Source organism: Algoriphagus sp. PAP.12, assembly GCF_026652115.1.
In the GTDB taxonomy this organism is placed as follows: domain Bacteria; phylum Bacteroidota; class Bacteroidia; order Cytophagales; family Cyclobacteriaceae; genus Algoriphagus.
Window position 1 is genome coordinate 136,011 of sequence record NZ_JAPPSQ010000009.1, and the last position, 16,586, is coordinate 152,596.

11 protein-coding genes are annotated in these 16,586 nt (G+C 38.9%); 3 read left to right on the forward strand and 8 right to left on the reverse strand.

What is annotated here, in order from left to right; translation table 11 throughout:
- Positions 1-78: 78 nt before the first annotated feature.
- The 3 genes from O0V13_RS21715 (at position 79) to O0V13_RS12570 (ending at position 1,805) form a co-directional block, all read left to right on the forward strand.
- Entirely contained in the window at positions 79-327 is a 249-nt protein-coding gene (locus O0V13_RS21715) for a transposase (RefSeq protein ID WP_442780924.1), read from the forward strand.
- 214 nt (positions 328-541) lie between these two features.
- Positions 542-1,390 (forward strand): OmpA/MotB family protein, encoded by an 849-nt coding sequence (locus O0V13_RS12565; RefSeq protein WP_268035312.1) that lies wholly within the window; start codon positions 542-544, stop codon positions 1,388-1,390.
- Between the two features lie 106 nt (positions 1,391-1,496).
- On the forward strand, positions 1,497-1,805 hold the full coding sequence (locus tag O0V13_RS12570) for a DUF3784 domain-containing protein (RefSeq protein WP_268035313.1): 309 nt from the start codon (positions 1,497-1,499) through the stop codon (positions 1,803-1,805).
- Positions 1,806-1,986: 181 nt separating this feature from the next.
- Here O0V13_RS12570 and O0V13_RS12575 read toward each other — a convergent pair whose 3' ends face one another.
- The 8 genes from O0V13_RS12575 to O0V13_RS12610 form a co-directional block, all read right to left on the reverse strand.
- On the reverse strand, positions 1,987-3,324 hold the full coding sequence (locus O0V13_RS12575) for a TolC family protein (RefSeq protein WP_268035314.1): 1,338 nt from the start codon (positions 3,322-3,324) through the stop codon (positions 1,987-1,989).
- Positions 3,311-3,985 (reverse strand): ABC transporter ATP-binding protein, encoded by a 675-nt coding sequence (locus tag O0V13_RS12580; RefSeq protein WP_268035315.1) that lies wholly within the window; start codon positions 3,983-3,985, stop codon positions 3,311-3,313. Before O0V13_RS12580 ends, O0V13_RS12575 begins: the two co-directional genes overlap by 14 nt.
- A 214-nt stretch (positions 3,986-4,199) precedes the next feature.
- The gene (locus O0V13_RS12585; RefSeq protein ID WP_268035316.1) at positions 4,200-5,552 is read right to left on the reverse strand and encodes a Gfo/Idh/MocA family protein; all 1,353 of its coding nucleotides are present in this window, start codon (positions 5,550-5,552) and stop codon (positions 4,200-4,202) included.
- A gap of 12 nt (positions 5,553-5,564) precedes the next feature.
- A complete protein-coding gene (locus O0V13_RS12590; protein ID WP_268035317.1) occupies positions 5,565-6,239 on the reverse strand; it encodes a 3-keto-disaccharide hydrolase in 675 nt (224 codons plus the stop codon).
- Between the two features lie 208 nt (positions 6,240-6,447).
- Complete coding sequence (locus tag O0V13_RS12595; RefSeq protein ID WP_268035318.1) at positions 6,448-8,856, reverse strand: ABC transporter permease; 2,409 nt, start codon at positions 8,854-8,856, stop codon at positions 6,448-6,450.
- 101 nt (positions 8,857-8,957) lie between these two features.
- Entirely contained in the window at positions 8,958-11,369 is a 2,412-nt protein-coding gene (locus O0V13_RS12600) for an ABC transporter permease (RefSeq protein WP_268035319.1), read from the reverse strand.
- A gap of 117 nt (positions 11,370-11,486) precedes the next feature.
- On the reverse strand, positions 11,487-13,931 hold the full coding sequence (locus tag O0V13_RS12605) for an ABC transporter permease (RefSeq protein WP_268035320.1): 2,445 nt from the start codon (positions 13,929-13,931) through the stop codon (positions 11,487-11,489).
- A gap of 232 nt (positions 13,932-14,163) precedes the next feature.
- On the reverse strand, positions 14,164-16,572 hold the full coding sequence (locus O0V13_RS12610; RefSeq protein ID WP_268035321.1) for an ABC transporter permease: 2,409 nt from the start codon (positions 16,570-16,572) through the stop codon (positions 14,164-14,166).
- Positions 16,573-16,586 lie beyond the last annotated feature (14 nt).

Sequence of the window (16,586 nt, forward strand, 5' to 3'; positions counted from 1 at the left end):
CGAACTCACGATTACCTCAAATGTCATCTCATTTTTGTTTGTAAGTACCGTGAAATTTACTTGTTGGTCAATTGAAAGATGATATGCGTTCCATTCTCTTCAACAATTCCTAGGCTTTTTATCACGTCTATCGTCGGTCAATTAAAGCAAGAGTCCACTTACCATAGTTGGCAATCAATGCATCGCTCATTCCTATTCAAGCATTTTTGGCGTGAGCACACCTTTTGGTCAGATGGTTATTTTGTTTGCTCTATGGGTGAGGCTTCACCATATACCATTCGTCAGTATTTACTCACTCAGGGTTTTCGCTTACTTCCCACAGGCTAAAGACCTGTGGGTTTTTTGCTCCGTTTTATAAATAAAATTGGGGAGTGATTCCCCAATCCAGGAAATCCTTTCTACCCAGTCCTAGACTGGTTTTTTTATTGAAAAAATATTTAATCACCTGATTTACAATCTATTATATTATGAAATAAATTCCTCTAGGTAGGATGGCTTCCATTTTGGATCAAAGGATATCAAAACTAGAAATAATCTGACTATGAAAAATTCTTTGATTTTATCAGGTATCCTCAGTGCATCAGTTATGGTGTCCTGTGTTTCTAAAAAGAAATATACAGAATTGGAAAGTAATCTTTTTAGAACCCAAACCGAATTGGCCACAACCAATCAGGAGAAAGCTGAATTGGAAGAGAAAATGGCTGCTATCGAGGCTCGTGTTGCAGAGTATAATGCAAGAATCAACTCTCTTCGTGACACTAATGAAGCATTGAGCGAGACAAACAATTCACTTTATTCAATCCAGGAAGGAACTGTAATCTCCAAGAATTCCAAGGAGAAAATGAACCAGACTCTTGCCAAAGTTGATCCGGATAAATTGGCTCAAGCAAGAACTTTGGAAGATTCAGTAAATCTAGCCGTAGAATATAACTTAAAGCAAAACATTACTGAAACCACTTTAGATGGAAAAGAAGATGATGTTCAGATTAACATCGATCAAACTGTAGTGATGATCTCTGTTTCTGACAAATTGCTTTTCAACACTGGTTCATATCGAATTAACAGCAAAGCGGATCCATTATTAAAAAAACTAGCTGAGGTAATCAATGCCGAGCCAAGTCTTCAAGTAATGATTGAGGGACATACTGACCCAAGAACCATCCAGACTGCTGTAGTTCAAGATAACTGGGATCTTTCTGTAAAAAGAGCTACCTCTATCGTAAGAGCACTTCAACAAGATTACAATGTAGCACCAGAGAAAATGATTGCTGCAGGACGTGCTAGCTACATGCCTATCGTAGCTAATGACACTCCAGAAAATATGGCCATCAACAGAAGAACAAGAATCGTATTGATTCCCGATTTGGATATGTTCTTTGCGATGCTTTAAAAATCAAAAATCTACCACAATAGCTAATCGAAAAAGCAAGCCTTTCTGGGGCTTGCTTTTTTTGCACCTGTAAATCACTATATTTAATAAACAAAACCTAGTGGATATGGAAGCCGCAATCGTTGTAGGAACTTTATATTTGATTATTGGCCTAGTGGTTCGAGTATTTCCTACCATTTTAGCTGGATATTCTAGTTTATCAAACAGAGAAAAGGAAAATGCCGAGAAAAACGGTTTGCGCCTCTATGCCTCCGTTCTCTTTTTGATAATGGGAAGTGTGACTCTTATTGGATATCCTATTTCTATTTGGCTAGAAAACCCAGGTTTAAGCGTGGGAATCGCCGTTATTGCAACTATCTCTGGACTAGTAATTTCTGTTATCGGAGGAGGTATTTTGACCAACAATCGCATTTGAATAATGTGATGGATACCTTTAAAAGTTGGAATGCTATCTATTTTTTAAATGATACTTCTAAGTATATTGACCATTAAACAATTCAGTGATTTTTAGAAGTGATACCGAATTATGAGTGAGAGAATTAAAGCCGAAATCTTTCCAGATTCCGGCTTTTCGCTTTATTCTGGGTCTGATTTTTCTATTCAAGCGAAAGAGTACCCAAAGCATAACGCATCAGCACATCTTGAAAATAGAGTGTATAAATGGCCTGAGCTTGATCTGCCTGTGATGCTACAAATTGCTGGTTGGCAGTGGACAGATCCACGAAATTGGAAAGTCCCAACCTAAATCGCTCTTGAATGGCATTTTTTGCTTCTGTTGCTGCCTTTACCTGAACTTGAGAATTAAATTCCTTTCGCACTGCAGCCTGATAATTCTGATGCGCCAGTTTGACTTCCTGAAAGACCTTTCTATCAGTCGATTTTTCCTGTAAAATCTGGTTTTTATAAACCGCCTTGGCTCTTGCTACATTCAATCGGGTTTGGAAATTGGTAAAAATTGGAATGTTTATCCCAATTCCAATGACATTCTGTGGATATAGATCCCAAAACTGCTTATTAAAGGATTCCTCAACCAATGAAGTATAATAAGTGTTATAATTATAAAATGCGCTAATTCTTGGATAATACATAGCTTTAATGGCTTGCATATCTTTTTTATAAGAAGTTTTCAAAAGTAAAGCCTGCGCCTTATCAGAACGGTTTATTTCAGCAATTTCAATTAATTCCATCAATTCATAATCTTGAAATTCCCTAGTCCCTGAACCAGTATCCACCGCTTCCAAAACAGGTATTGTTCCCACTTCTAACTGCAAATACTCAGCAAAAAGCCATATATCATTTTCCAATGTAATTTCAGAATCTACCTTTACGGATTCCAATCGTGCAACTTCTGCCTGTTGGTTGTATAGATCAGAAACCGTTCTCAATCCTGCATCCACAAAGCCCTCAATCTGACGAAGTACTTCATTTTGATTTTCTAGATTCTCATTCGCAATACGAAGCAACTCCTGATCTAGCAAGACTTGCAAATAACGTTTTGCCACATCGAAAATCACCAGTTGTTTGGCTCTTTCGATTCCCTTTTCTCCTGCTAAATAGGCTAGATTTGCCGATTGGGTATCCAAGATCCTCCTACCCGAATTAAAAATCGGCATGTTGACATTCAAATTAGCCGAAACCGTTTTATTGGTCACATTGGTTACCACTATTTGATCTTCAACTAACTGAGATTGCTGCCCCTTCAGTTGACCCAAGTTTGAGCTCAGGCCTACTGTAGGCAAATGGGAAAGCAATGCTGATTGTTTCTCCTTTTTGAGAACGTCCATATTGTTTTCCTGAATCTGGTATTCAAGATTAGCTTTTAGACCTAAATCCACAGCCTCACTGAAATTCAATCTTAAGGTGTCCTGAGCAAATACCCCTGTCATTCTCAAAATTATCGCACCAAGTGCGAACCCTAACTTATATAGCTTCATCGCTTTCTATTCTTCCGTCTAGTAAATTGATTAATCGAGTGCCATAGTCTGCATTTTCTCTGGCATGGGTAGCTTGAATAATAGTCGTTCCCTCCTTATGTAGCTCCTGAAATATCTCCATGATTTCCTTTGCCTGTCCTGAATGGAGGTTTCCTGTAGGCTCATCGGCCAAAAGCACTCTCGGTCTACCTGCAATAGCTCTAGCGATCCCCACCAATTGCTGCTGACCTCCAGAAAGCTGAGCAGGAAAAAGGTCTTTCTTAGCTACCATATTAAATCGATCCAAAAGATCAGCAATGATACTTTTTCTCTCATTGGAGGATACTTTTCTATATAGTAATGGAGTTTCAATATTTTCATACACGGTCAACTCATCAATCAAATGATAAGCTTGGAAAATGTATCCAAATTCAGATTTATGGAGATTGGAAAGGTCTCGCTCGCGCATTTTTCTAATGTTTCTTTCACCAAAAAAATACTCTCCTTCGTAATCTTCATCCAATAAACCAAGGATGTTCAAAAGTGTGGATTTACCGGCACCACTAGGTCCCATCAAGGTGAGAAACTCCCCCTCTTTAATTGTAAGATTTATCCCTTTGAGGATAAAAATCCGTTGGAATCTGGATTCGATGAACTTATCGATTTCTTTTAGCTGAATCATTCGCTGTTTATAATGAGATGATTTTTGTAAGATTTATATTAAGTCTTCTCTCTTGTAGACTTTCATGAGAACCTAATTTCTCCTCCTCCATTGACCCAGTTCCATGCCATAAAAAAATGCCTCTGAATTCGCTCCAGAGGCATTTTTTAGAACTATACCCTATCCGCTACTCGAACATTTTTGTTCGCTAGCGGACGAAAGATCTTTTACTATTTTAGAACTTTCTGTATTTACCGTCCAAGTACTGATTGGCTTCTTTTTCTTCGAATTTTGCTTTTTGGCTATCCCAATGCAAAGTCTGATTAGGGAATCTTCCTGCGATCACACCCAGCAAGATAGTTTCAGTCAAACGTGCCGCATAAGAGAATGGTGCAGAACACTCATCTTTACCTAGAATAGTATCTACAAACTGATGGTAATGTTTATTACTTTCAGAATCGTAATCTTTTACCGGCTTACCCAAATTGAATTTTTCGATATCCATCTCCTGGTATTCCCCATCGACGATTAATCGAGGAAGTTGCTGGAAGTGAGGAAGCAACAATCTTCCTTTTTCTCCCATAAACATTGCACCTTGATCTGGAAGCTTTTCACCATTTGGCAATTTCAAATCTTCATGTGCAGCTGGAGCTCCTGGTCCATCATACCATACCCATTTCAACGTCTCTGCTGTGTAAGGAGTGCTAGGGAATTCATAAGTCACAGTATTATGCTCTGGGAAACCAAAACCAGTTGGCTGACGGCATTCATTTTTAATCGTTCTTGGAACATCCAGTTGCAATGCATTATATGGTGTATCAAAAATATGAACCCCCATATCCCCCAATGTACCACAACCAAAGTCCAAAACTTTTCTCCAGTTTCCAGGATGGTATTCCCCTTCTTTGAAAGGACGTTCTGGAGCAGTTCCTAGCCAAAGGTTCCAATCCAAGTTTGCAGGAACCGGATCACTTCCAACTGGTGCAGGTGCATCTGTCCCCCAGTTTTTAGGAGACCATGCCCGAACAGTATGGACTTTACCAATAATTCCAGATTGAATCAATAAAGTCGCCAATTTATAGTCATAAAAAGAGTGAACTTGAATCCCCATCTGAGTAATCAAGTTTTTCTTTTCTGCTACTTTCTTCATTTCTCTAGCTTCTGACACATGGTGTGTCAAAGGCTTCTGGCAATAGACTGGCTTATCCATATGCATTGCCATTAAAGATGCCGGAGCATGTGTATGATCAGGGGTAGAAACAACCACTGCATCAATCTCATCTTCCATCTCCTTTAGCAATTCTCTATAATCTGCATAGGTCTTTGCATTAGGGAACAAAGCTGTAGCATTTGCAAGCATTTTAGAATCTACATCACAAAGCGCTACCACATCTACTGCAGCGTGAGATGAAATGGCTTTTAAATCAGCCATCCCCATACCTCCTAGTCCAATGTGAGCTGTTCTAACTCTACCATTGGCAGTTTTCAATTCAGATAAAAGAGAAGGTGCCAATGCTGCACCTAGCAAACCAATCCCACTTTTCTTGACAAAGTCTCTACGGTCTATGCTAACTATTTTCTTACTCATTGTTAGGATTTATTATTTTGACGATAATTCTTTAATTCTAATGTTTTTGAAGCGGACAACATCACCATGGCCCAAAAAGCCAATATGTCCTGATGATCTCTGCAAGCCAGGATGATCTTTCCCATCCAAAGTCCCATTTTTTGAAGCTTCCAAATAATCACCTTCCAGGATTGTTTCACCATTCAAAATGATTTTAATTTTTGGATGCTGAACGATTACTTCTTCGGTATTCCACTCACCCACAGGCTTCAAATAACCTCTTTTGGAAGGAATGACACCATAAACCGAGCCATGATATTGGTACTCGTGCAATTGAGAATACTTTTCTGCTGTATTGTCCAGAATCTGAAGCTCCTTCCCTACATAGGCCGCATCTCCTTCTAAAGGTGCATGGATACCCAATCCATTATTAGCTCCTGGCGTCAATTGAAACTCAAATCGAAGAATAAAATCTCCGTATTCTTTCTCAGTATAAAGGTTGCCTCCACCGGTTCCTTTGGGGTCGATAACAATCATTCCATTTTCCGCTCTATAGGAAGATTTATTGCCTACCCAACCATCTAAATTGGTTCCGTTGAAAAGTATCGTAAAATCGGACTCATTTTCAGCACTTTGTGCAAAAGTGGAAAAATGGGGAATTGCAAAAACTGCAAGGGTAAATACGGCACTTACTAATTTATTCAGCATAGAAAAAAAGGGATTTGGATTGAACTCAAAATAAAACTTCCGGACAAGATAAGAGTCTCATCCGAATTTTCTACTATGTGACTTATTAAAAAAAATCCATTAGACCACTTTACTTTTCTATTTTTTTTAAAAATCTAAGAATAAAACTATCCGGTCATCCAAATCCCCAATTTTCAAGCTCAACCTTATGAAAACTAATCAATTAAAATTATTCATCTTTTAAAACTTTAGCTGGATTGGACTGAGCTGCCACAAAGGAATGAGCTCCTACTATCAAAAGACAAATCAACAATACTCCTATCCCGGAAAGCGCAAATAAGAAATAAGGCATATCCACTCGATATTCGAAACCATTCAACCAATCTCTTAAGAAATAATAGGCGGGATAAATTGCTATTGCAAAGGAGATCAAAACTAAAATCACATATTCCTTGGAGATCATCCCCAAAATCTGTGGGATGGTAGCTCCCAATACTTTTCTGATGCTGATTTCCTTCAAACGTTGAGAAATAGTAAATGAAGACAATCCAAACAAACCCATCGAGGAAATCAAAATGGCAAGAATACAGGCAAAGCCTAGGACGTTTCTGATTCTCAAATCTTCTTGATAAAACTTATCCATTTCAGTATCTAAAAATTGAAAAGAGGCAGTTTCATAAGGATAAACTTCGCTGAAAATCCTATCCAGATTTTCTCTCGCCAAAGCCAGGTTTTGCCCATTTTGAAGCTTTACGGAAAGAATGCTAAAATAAGGTCGGTTAATGGTAAAAAGTAAAGGTCTTACCTCTTCCCTCAAGGTTCGAGAATGAAAATCTCCCGTGACACCGACAATTTTTCTTATTTCACCACTAAATCTAACTTCCCTTCCTATCGCATCTTCAGCTGAAGAATATCCGGCTTCAGCCACAAACCTCTCATTGACCAAAACCTCATCGGATAAATTATGACCAGGAACTCCTGCAATTAGCGGTATACCATTTGTTCTGATAAATGCTGAATCAACATTCATCACTTGGATGTTAAATTCTTTGAAAGTCGTGTCTATAGGAATCCCAACATCGGAAGTCCACAAACTCCCAGATGAAACCAAGCTCCCACTCAAACTTGCTGATGAAACTTGACTTTCTTGAAGCATTCGATCCTTTAGGGATTCCATTCTATCCTCACCAGACATAAAAGGCAATCTGGTATACATCACGAATTCCTTATCAAAGCCCATGGGTTGGCTAGTCACATATTTGATTTGATAATTCAAAACCAAAACCAAGATGATGAATGCAATCGAAGAGGAGAATTGAAGAATCGTCAAATTTTTCCTCATAAATGCACCCAAAGAAAAGCCTCTGGAAGTTGAAAGCTCACCTTTCAATGCTCTCTGAGGTTTATAACCGGAAAGAACTAACGAAGGATAAATACCTGCCAAAGCAGTCAGCAAAATTGGGAAAAGAATGTAAAATAAAAGATTAATTCCAGAGAGGTAATTAACCGCAAATTTCACAGGTAAATAAGAGCTAAATGTCACTTTTAAAACTTCAACCAATGCAATCCCAACAAGCATGGATCCGATCACGATCAGATAGGTTTCTGATAAAAATTGGAAAATCAATTGACCACGTACACCTCCCAATGACTTTCGAATTCCCACTTCTTTGGCCCTGCCCATCGCCTGAGCAGTTTCCAGATTGATGAAATTCAAAGTAGCCAAAGCCAAGATAATCAACCCTATATAAATCAACCCATTTAAAAAAGTCTTCGAGATGGTCGTGTTATCATAGTTATCATTAAAATGAAATTCTGCTAAAGGCTCCAAAAAGAAGTTAATATCTGTTTCTTCTTTATCCTTGTAATTTTTTTCAGCTAATGGTCCAAAAGCTTGATCTATTTGAGCTTTCGAAACACCGGCTGTAGTCTTCACAAATAATTGTGAACTAGAGTTGAGGTTGGTCCAAGAATGAAGACCAAACCATTCTTTCCTTTCCTGAGAATCAATAGTACTGAATGAAATAAAATCAGTGAAAATCAAGTCTGAGTTTTTCTTAAAATCTTTAACAATCCCCGTCACCTCAGCACGAATTGTATCGGTATCTATGTAGGTCAACTCTCTACCCAGAACATCCACAGGCTCTTTGCCAGGAAAGTACTTTTGCATCACTGACTCAGCAATCACGACCGTGTAAGGTTTCTCCAGAGCATTTTCAGGGTTTCCGGCCAGCCAGGTTCTAGGAAATATTTCAAAAAACCCACCATCAGAAAAAGTTACATTGTTTGTTCTCCCCATCACCTGATTGGTCTCTGGCAAAACAACCATCGTCTCCCAAAGAGTGTACAATCTAGCTTTATTTTCTATTCCCGGGATTTCTGAATCTATCACCTCGCCAAGTGGTCCTGGAGTCCCAGAAAACGAAACTAAATCTCCTCCCCAATTCTCCTCGGTATTTACTCGAAAAATCCGCTCTTTATCTGGATGAAAACCATCAAAACTATAGGCATAAACCAACAAATTGAAAATCAAAAAGCAGATGGAAAGACCAATAGAAAGACCCAGAATATGAATGAATGTTCTGAGTTTATTTCTTTGAAGATTTCTCCAGGCGATTTTAAAGTAATTTTTTATCATGATACTCAAATTGAAATAGTGGGATTACTTGTCCGCCTTCGCGGATTGGAAAATTGAAAAATCAGACTTGACCAATTTCCAATTACTTATTTTTTTAAATCTTACTCACTTTTAAGGGTTTCAGATGGATTGACAAACATGGCTTTCAATGTCTGATAGAGTGTAGTCAATACGAAAATCAGCAAGATGGAAACTGCTGGTAAGGCAAAGAACCACCAACCTAAAGACACTTGGATCTGGAAGTTTTCCAGCCAATTAGACAAAAGGAAATAGGAAAGAGGCACTCCTACCAAAAAGCACACTGCTAACCAAATCACATATTCTCCAGAAATTAAATTCATTATCTGAGAAGGGCTTGCTCCCAAAATTTTTCGAATACTGATTTCCTTCGTTCGCTGGATCACCAGTTGATTGGTCACTCCCAAAATCCCCATCACAGCGATCAACACCGCAACCAATGAGGCTAATCCAAAAAGCTTCACAAACTGTTGCTCACTTTTGTATTGTCTATCAAAATGCTCATCTAGGAAATAATATTCAAAGGGAGAACTGGCATATTGCTTTTCGAAAACATACTCAATTTCCGCTAATACCTTCTCAGCATTTCCCTTCTCAAAATCCACGACGTAGTATTTCAAATCCTGTTTTGAGAAATTCAAAACCAAAGGTTCAACCTCTACATTCACTCCCTGTTGTCTGAAGTTTTCCACCACAGCGACAATAGGAACTCCAGAGTTTCCAAAGGCCAAAGTTTGTCCCAAAGCCTCTTCTGGATTTTCCAAACCCAAGGCTTCTAAAGCTTTTCTATTGATGATCGCTTCAGAGCCATTTTCCAAGGCAGGATTAAATGATTTTCCTGCCAAATATTCAATACCAAATACTTCAAAGTATCCTTCTCCGACATTGAGCATCGTATACATCAGTCCATTTTTTTCCTTTCCTTTCAAATGGAAATCATCAGACCTCCAATACACCTCAGTACCTGGAATTTCGTTGGTCGCCGCCAGCTTTTTCACCGAATTGAGTGAGCCAACAGAATTCTGCAGTTGCTCTTGATAGTTTCCACTTCCCTCCACGTAAAGCATCGGCGATCTAAAAACCAACTTGTCCTCCAAACTCAACCCCAATTGCTGATCCCTCATAAACTCCAATTGCTTGTAAACAGTCAAAACACCGGCAATAATGATGAGACAAAACACCAATTGAGTAACTAATAAAGGTCTTGAAAAAGCACTTTTCATTTTCCATTTCAAAGTCCCTTTCAATGCATTTGCAGGAGAGAATGAAGTCAATACCAAGGCTGGATAAATTCCAGACAACAAAGTCCCAATCAACCAAAAACCAATCAGGTATTGAAGGTTTGGTTCCAGCTGAAAATCTGAATCCGGTAAGCCTAAGTCCAATAAATTATTCAACAAAGAGCCAGAGGAAGCTATTAATACCGAAGCGAGAATTACCGCAATTAAATTAAGTGCTAAACTCTCAAATGTGAACTGAAAAAACAGGTGCTTTTTAGTTCCTCCTGAGACTTTGCGTACTCCAATTTCTCTAGCCCGATTCAAGGCCTTGGCATTGGAAATATTGATGGAATTCAAATAAACCATCAGCAGCACAAAAAGACCTATCCAAAGAAAATAAGAGAGCTTCTTTCCATCAATTCCTTTCTCATATTCTCCGGTAGTATCCAAGCTGGTATGAATCGAAGAAACAGACTGTAAGCTCAAATCCCATTTGGAATGATTGGATTCCAAAGCTTCTCCGTAATGCCTTTGCAAATTTTCATTGGCAGCAAATTCCAAATCAGTAATGGAAGCTTCTGGGTTGAGTTTAAGATAAGTGTAGAGATTAACCCAATCGTAAGACTGATCTATTTCTTTGCCTATGAATTGATGCAAAGTAGCGTAGGAAATCAAGATTTCAGGTCTCAAATGTCGATTGCTTGCTGGAGATTCAAACACTCCTGCAACCTGAAAATCTACAGTCCCATCAAAATTAGTACTGTTGATTTGCAAAGTCTTTCCAACAGGATTTTCCTTTCCAAAAATCTTCTCTGAGATCTGATTGGAAATCATCACCTGCATGGGTTCATTCATGCTTGCTACTTTCCCATGAAGCATTTTTACATCAAAAAAATCAAAATACTCGGTATCCGTTAGGAAGATACTCTCCTCTCGAATAAACTGATCCTGAAATCCAGCGATGACTTCGCCCAAAATGACAACCCTGCTCAATGCTTCCACTCCTGGGACCTCTTTGAGAATATTTTCACCTATACCTGGAGATGTCCTCGATCCAGTTTCCACAATATCACCATCTGTTTGAGTAGTCAGGTTGACTCTATACAGTTGCTCGGAAAAAGGAAGGTCTGCATCAAAACTTTGTTCAAATCGAACATAAATCAACAAAATCAAAACCGCACTAATCCCCACAGCCAATCCACCGATATGGATCAAAGAATTCACTTTGTCACTCCATAGCTTTCGCCAAAGTATCTTAAAGTAGTTTTTTAGCATGGCTGCGTTGGTTATATAGTTTGAATGGTCGAAAGTTCGATCAAATTCTCATTTCCTGTTTTCTAATCTCTGTACTCTAATTTCTTGCGTCCAAGATCTCGACTCTTGGTTCTAATTTTATTCGTCTTTTAATGTTTTCACAGGATTCATCTGAGTCGCTCTAAAAGCCTGAGCAGAAACTATCAGAAGAGTAAATCCAATTCCTAAGATGGCAAGAAGTACAAAATTGATCCAAGAGGGCCAGTCCTTGACGGCAAACTGCGCAATCCAACTTTGCATCAGATATAAACTCAAAGGCAATGCGATCAAAACCCCAGCTACAGTAATTGCCAAAAATTCTCTATTGAACATCCAGGAAATACTCAGGCTAGATGCACCCAAAACTTTTCTGATCCCAATCTCTTTGGTTCTTCCTGCGATACTCAAAGCAGCCATCGCAAAAAGACCCATGGTAGCGATCAATATAGCTATTCCAGCAGCAAAGAAGACCATTTTACCCAGACGCTCATCCGCTTTATATTGACCTTGCACCTTTTCATCCATAAAGCTGAAACTAAACGTTTCCATTGGAAAAACTTTAGCCCATTCACTTTCCAAAACACTTTTAAATTGTTCAAAATCAGTACCGCTTCCCTTCACCAAAACTTTTGGATTAAATGCGGCATGAATCATCAAATTATTGATCCCACTGAAAAACACTTTTGGACTTTTTGCCAAAAGCAAGGGTTCAATTTCTTTATAAAGGGAATTATGATTGAAATCTTTCACCACTCCCACGATTTGATGAGGTTCAAACTCAGAGCTAGGCAACATTTCGCCCAATGGATCATCCCAATTCATGGCTTTTGCAAAAGTCTCATTGATCACAAATGCACTGCTATCAGCACCTATATCCGGGTTCAAAGCCCTTCCCTCTGCCATTTCCAAGCCCATTGATTTAAAATAATCTCCACCGACAAAGCTTACTCTGAAGTTAAATTGCTCTTTTTCATCGGTTTCAAAACCAGTATCCCAAAAAGATTCATCTCCATAAGTTGCGATTGAAATACCTGCAGATTGTACTTCAGATCTACCCACCAATGCCTGACGGTAGGTCTCTGCATCTTCAAACCCTTCTACAAGGTTTTTTATAAGATCCTGTCCAGACACACCCGGAACATCCACGATCACAACCATCTCTTTATCAAAACCCAAATCGTAGTTGCGGATCGCTTTCATTTGATTGACCATGATTAACGTGGAAGCAATCAATAGAAAGGAGATAAAAAACTGAAAGGCTACCAATCCTTTTCTTAAGCCCTGCTTCCCAAAGCGAATGGAAAGGTTTCCTTTCAAAACCTTAATCGGTCTCAAATTGGACATGAAAAACGCAGGATAAGCTCCTGCCATGGCAGTTATCAAAATGACCAAGCCGATCAGAATCCCAATTTGAGTAGGTTGATAGACCAAATCCAATTCCTTTTCAAACAAATTATTGAAAGTTGGTACTAGCAATTCTGCCACCATCAGACCTAAAACCAAAGCAATCAAGGTAGTCATCAAAGCTTCAGTCAAAAACTGAAACATCAACTGGCTAAAACCTGCTCCCATGGTTTTCCTCACTCCCACCTCTTTGGCCCGAGTCACAGATCGACCAATGGCCATGGTGGTAAAGTTGATAGAGGCAATTAATAAGATCAAAAAGGCAATACCAGCTAAAATATATAGCAAGGTTGGGCGAGTTGTTTCAGCCATCCCAGTGATTTCATCATCTGTCAAGTGAATCTCTGACATAGGTTGAAGCTCCCATAGATATTCTCCTTCCACATAATCCTCTCCCAAAACTTTTTTCATCATTGGGATAGTGCCTGATTCTATAGACGCTTTTGCTAAAGGATCATTAGTCTTAATGTAAGTATCCCCGAAAACATGAAACCAATGATTCATTCCTTGTTCATCCACGGTGAAATCCAGATTCTGATCATTTATCAACATTTCGAACTGCAAACTTGAGTTTCCAGGGATATCTTCAAGCAAACCAGTCACTTGATACTCCTCAAAATTATCCCCCATTTTCATCCGAATCGATTGCCCTATTGGGTTATTGTTTCCGAAGTATTTCCGAGCTAAAGATTCAGTAATTACTACCCCAAACTTATCCTGAAGGGCATTATTACGATCGCCACTCAGCATAGTGTAATTGAAGATTTTTAGAAAATCAGGACTTACCATGAAATAATTCTGATTCTCAGTAGTCGATTCATCCAAGTAGGCCTGAGAAGCTCCGCCTATATACCGAGTAGAGGCCTCAATTTGAGGAAATTCAGCTGCAAAAGTAGGTGCGGCAATGATAGGTGTAGAATAGGAGAACGATTTTTCACCATCAACTACCTCAAACCTTTTCAATCTAAAGATTTGATCACCATCAACATGAAAATTATCGTAGCTTGATTCAAACTGAACAAAAAAGAATATCAAAATACTCACACCCAATCCCAAAGTCAATCCAATGATATTGATCCCGGTATGAAGTTTATACTTCATGAGATTTCTAAAAGCGATTTTAAAATAATTCTTCAGCATGGTTTTTAAGATTTTAAGTATCCTCTTACTAAATGGACTGGAAAATGATAAAACTTAAAATGTGTGTTGATATAGGATTTGATTAAATAGAGTTTCCCCTTCCCATAATGTAATTCCACTTTGGCGCCATAAAAAAAGCCCCTAAACTGCAAGAATAAGGGCTTTTTAATTTTTTTGATTTTAAAAGGGCGAACAAAATTGTTCGCTCTCGCACAATCATTCAAGTGGAAAATCAGTCATTTTTTATACTCTTGACAGGATTGGCTAAAGCAGCTTGAATAGCTTTCGAGCCAACGGTCAAACTTGTCAAAATCACAGAAACAATCAGCACTATCAAAAACAATCCAATAGAAATAGGAATCTTGTAAGCGAATGTCTCCAACCAACCCTGCATCATAAAATAGGCAATTGGAATTGAAACTAAGAATGAAATAGCTACCATAATAACAAACTCCTTGGAGATCATTACAGTCAACTCTGACACTGAAGCACCCAATGTCTTTCTGATTCCGATTTCTTTCACCCTCTGACTTACCAAGAACGAAACCAATCCATAAAGGCCCAATCCAGCGACGATCAAAGAAATCCCTGCAAAAATCTTAAAAACAGCAGCCAACTTCTCTTCACTTTCATAGAACTCCCCGATCAATTCGTCATAGAATCTTCCTGAGTAGATCTTGGTCGGATAAAAGTTGTTGTACAAATCTTCAATTTGAGTCAAAGTAGCTCCGGTTGCCCTTTTCTCGAGCTTGATCGTTGCATAAAAATAATACTCCTTTTGAGTGGTGATCATCATAGGCTTTACCTCTTCTCTTAGAGAGTTTGGTGTAAAATCTTTTAACACTCCGGTAATTTCCAACCAATCACTTCTTCCCATTCTAATGGTTTTACCTACTGCATCTTCTGGATTTCCCTGAGTCAGATCCCTTGCCAAAGTCTCATTGATCACTGCTTTTCTGGCTGTGTCACTATCCGCGTATCCATTTCCAGCCAAGAACTTCATATCGAAGTTGTCAAAATAATCGTGATCGGCAAGTTTCAAGAAAACCGGGTAAGGCACATCTTCAGAGCTATTGTCATAACTAAAATTAGTGGCTGAATTATTACCTGATCCTGGAGGGTCAGAAGCCAAACTCACCGATTTGACACCGGAAATCCGCATCAATTCTTGCTTAAAGCTTTTGTTTCTTGGATTTTCTGGGTTTTCAGACTCCAACTCGACCAAATAAACTTCATCTTTTGTAAAGCCTAAATCAGCATTCTGAATGAGGTTCATCTGCTGAATAGCAACCAAAGTCGCAATCATCAAAACTTGAGCAATTGCAAATTGAACCAACATCAAAGCTCTTCTCAACGAAACATTTCCCAACTGAGCAGTTTGAACTTTGCTCTTCAGGGCACGGATCGGTTCAAATCGTGAAACCACCAAGGCCGGATACATTCCAGACAAGACTGTTACTGCAATGACCAATGCGGCCAATAAGCCATAAACCACCCCAGGAATCTCATTGAATTCCTCCGGGATATTGGAAACTTTAGAAAGGAAGGGAATAGCAAAATGAACTACAGCAAGAGAAATAATTGCGGCAGAGCTCACCAAAATAAAGGTTTCGGTTAAAGACAATTTGATCAATTGAGACCGGGAACTCCCCATCACTTTATGAATTCCAATTTCACGACTCTTGCCAATTGCTCGAGATGTGGTCAAGTTGATATAATTGATCGAGGCCATAATCAGGATAAAAATACCGATCAGCATCAAGGTCTTGATCGTCGCCTTTCTCGCTACTGGACCACTCAAAGGCTCCAAATCCGCATTATAGTGGAGATCACTCAAAGCTTGTAAATGATGGGTTCTGATGGAATTCCCGCGCCCTTCAAAATGCTTTTTGGATAAAGCCAACAATCCCTCCTCGACCTGGCCAATGCTCATATCCGGATTTGGAGAAACATACACCTGAAAATTGGAACTGGTACTTCCCCACTCTTCAAAATTATAACCAAACTCTTCCTGATGAGATATCAGGGATTCAAAGGAAATAAAAACGTCAGTGCCGAAGTTTGTATTCATTGGCTGGTCTTTATATACTCCAGCAATGGATAGCTCTACTCCATTGAGAAGCTGAAAAGTTTCTCCCAGGGCTGCTTGAGATGATCCAAAAATCGTTTCTGCCATTTTCTCAGATAAAAAAGCCTGGTCTGGCTTTTCTAAATCTGATGGATTTCCAGAAATAAACTCAAGGCGGAAAAGATCCAAATAATCGGGTGTTGTAAAGAAGATGTGGTCAGAAAGATATTTATCCGAGTCCCCATCTCTTTCGACAGTCAACTGAATCTCCCAATCTCCCACAATAGGAACTACTTTATCAAATAGCTCAGAATGAGTCATCAACTCCAATGAAAAAGGAGCAGGAATACCAGGAGTAAACTCTAGCCCATCTGTATATTCATCCTGAGTTTTGATTCTATAAGTAGATTCATATGCAGGCTGAAAGCGATCGTATGACCACTCAAAATAGACCACTGTTGCCAAAAGCATGGCTGCGGAAATCCCCAAAACCAATCCAAACAGGTTGATAAAGGTATTGGAAACAGACTTTTTGAGATTCCGGAATGCGATTTTAAAATAATTCTTCAGCATAAAAGAAGTTTAAA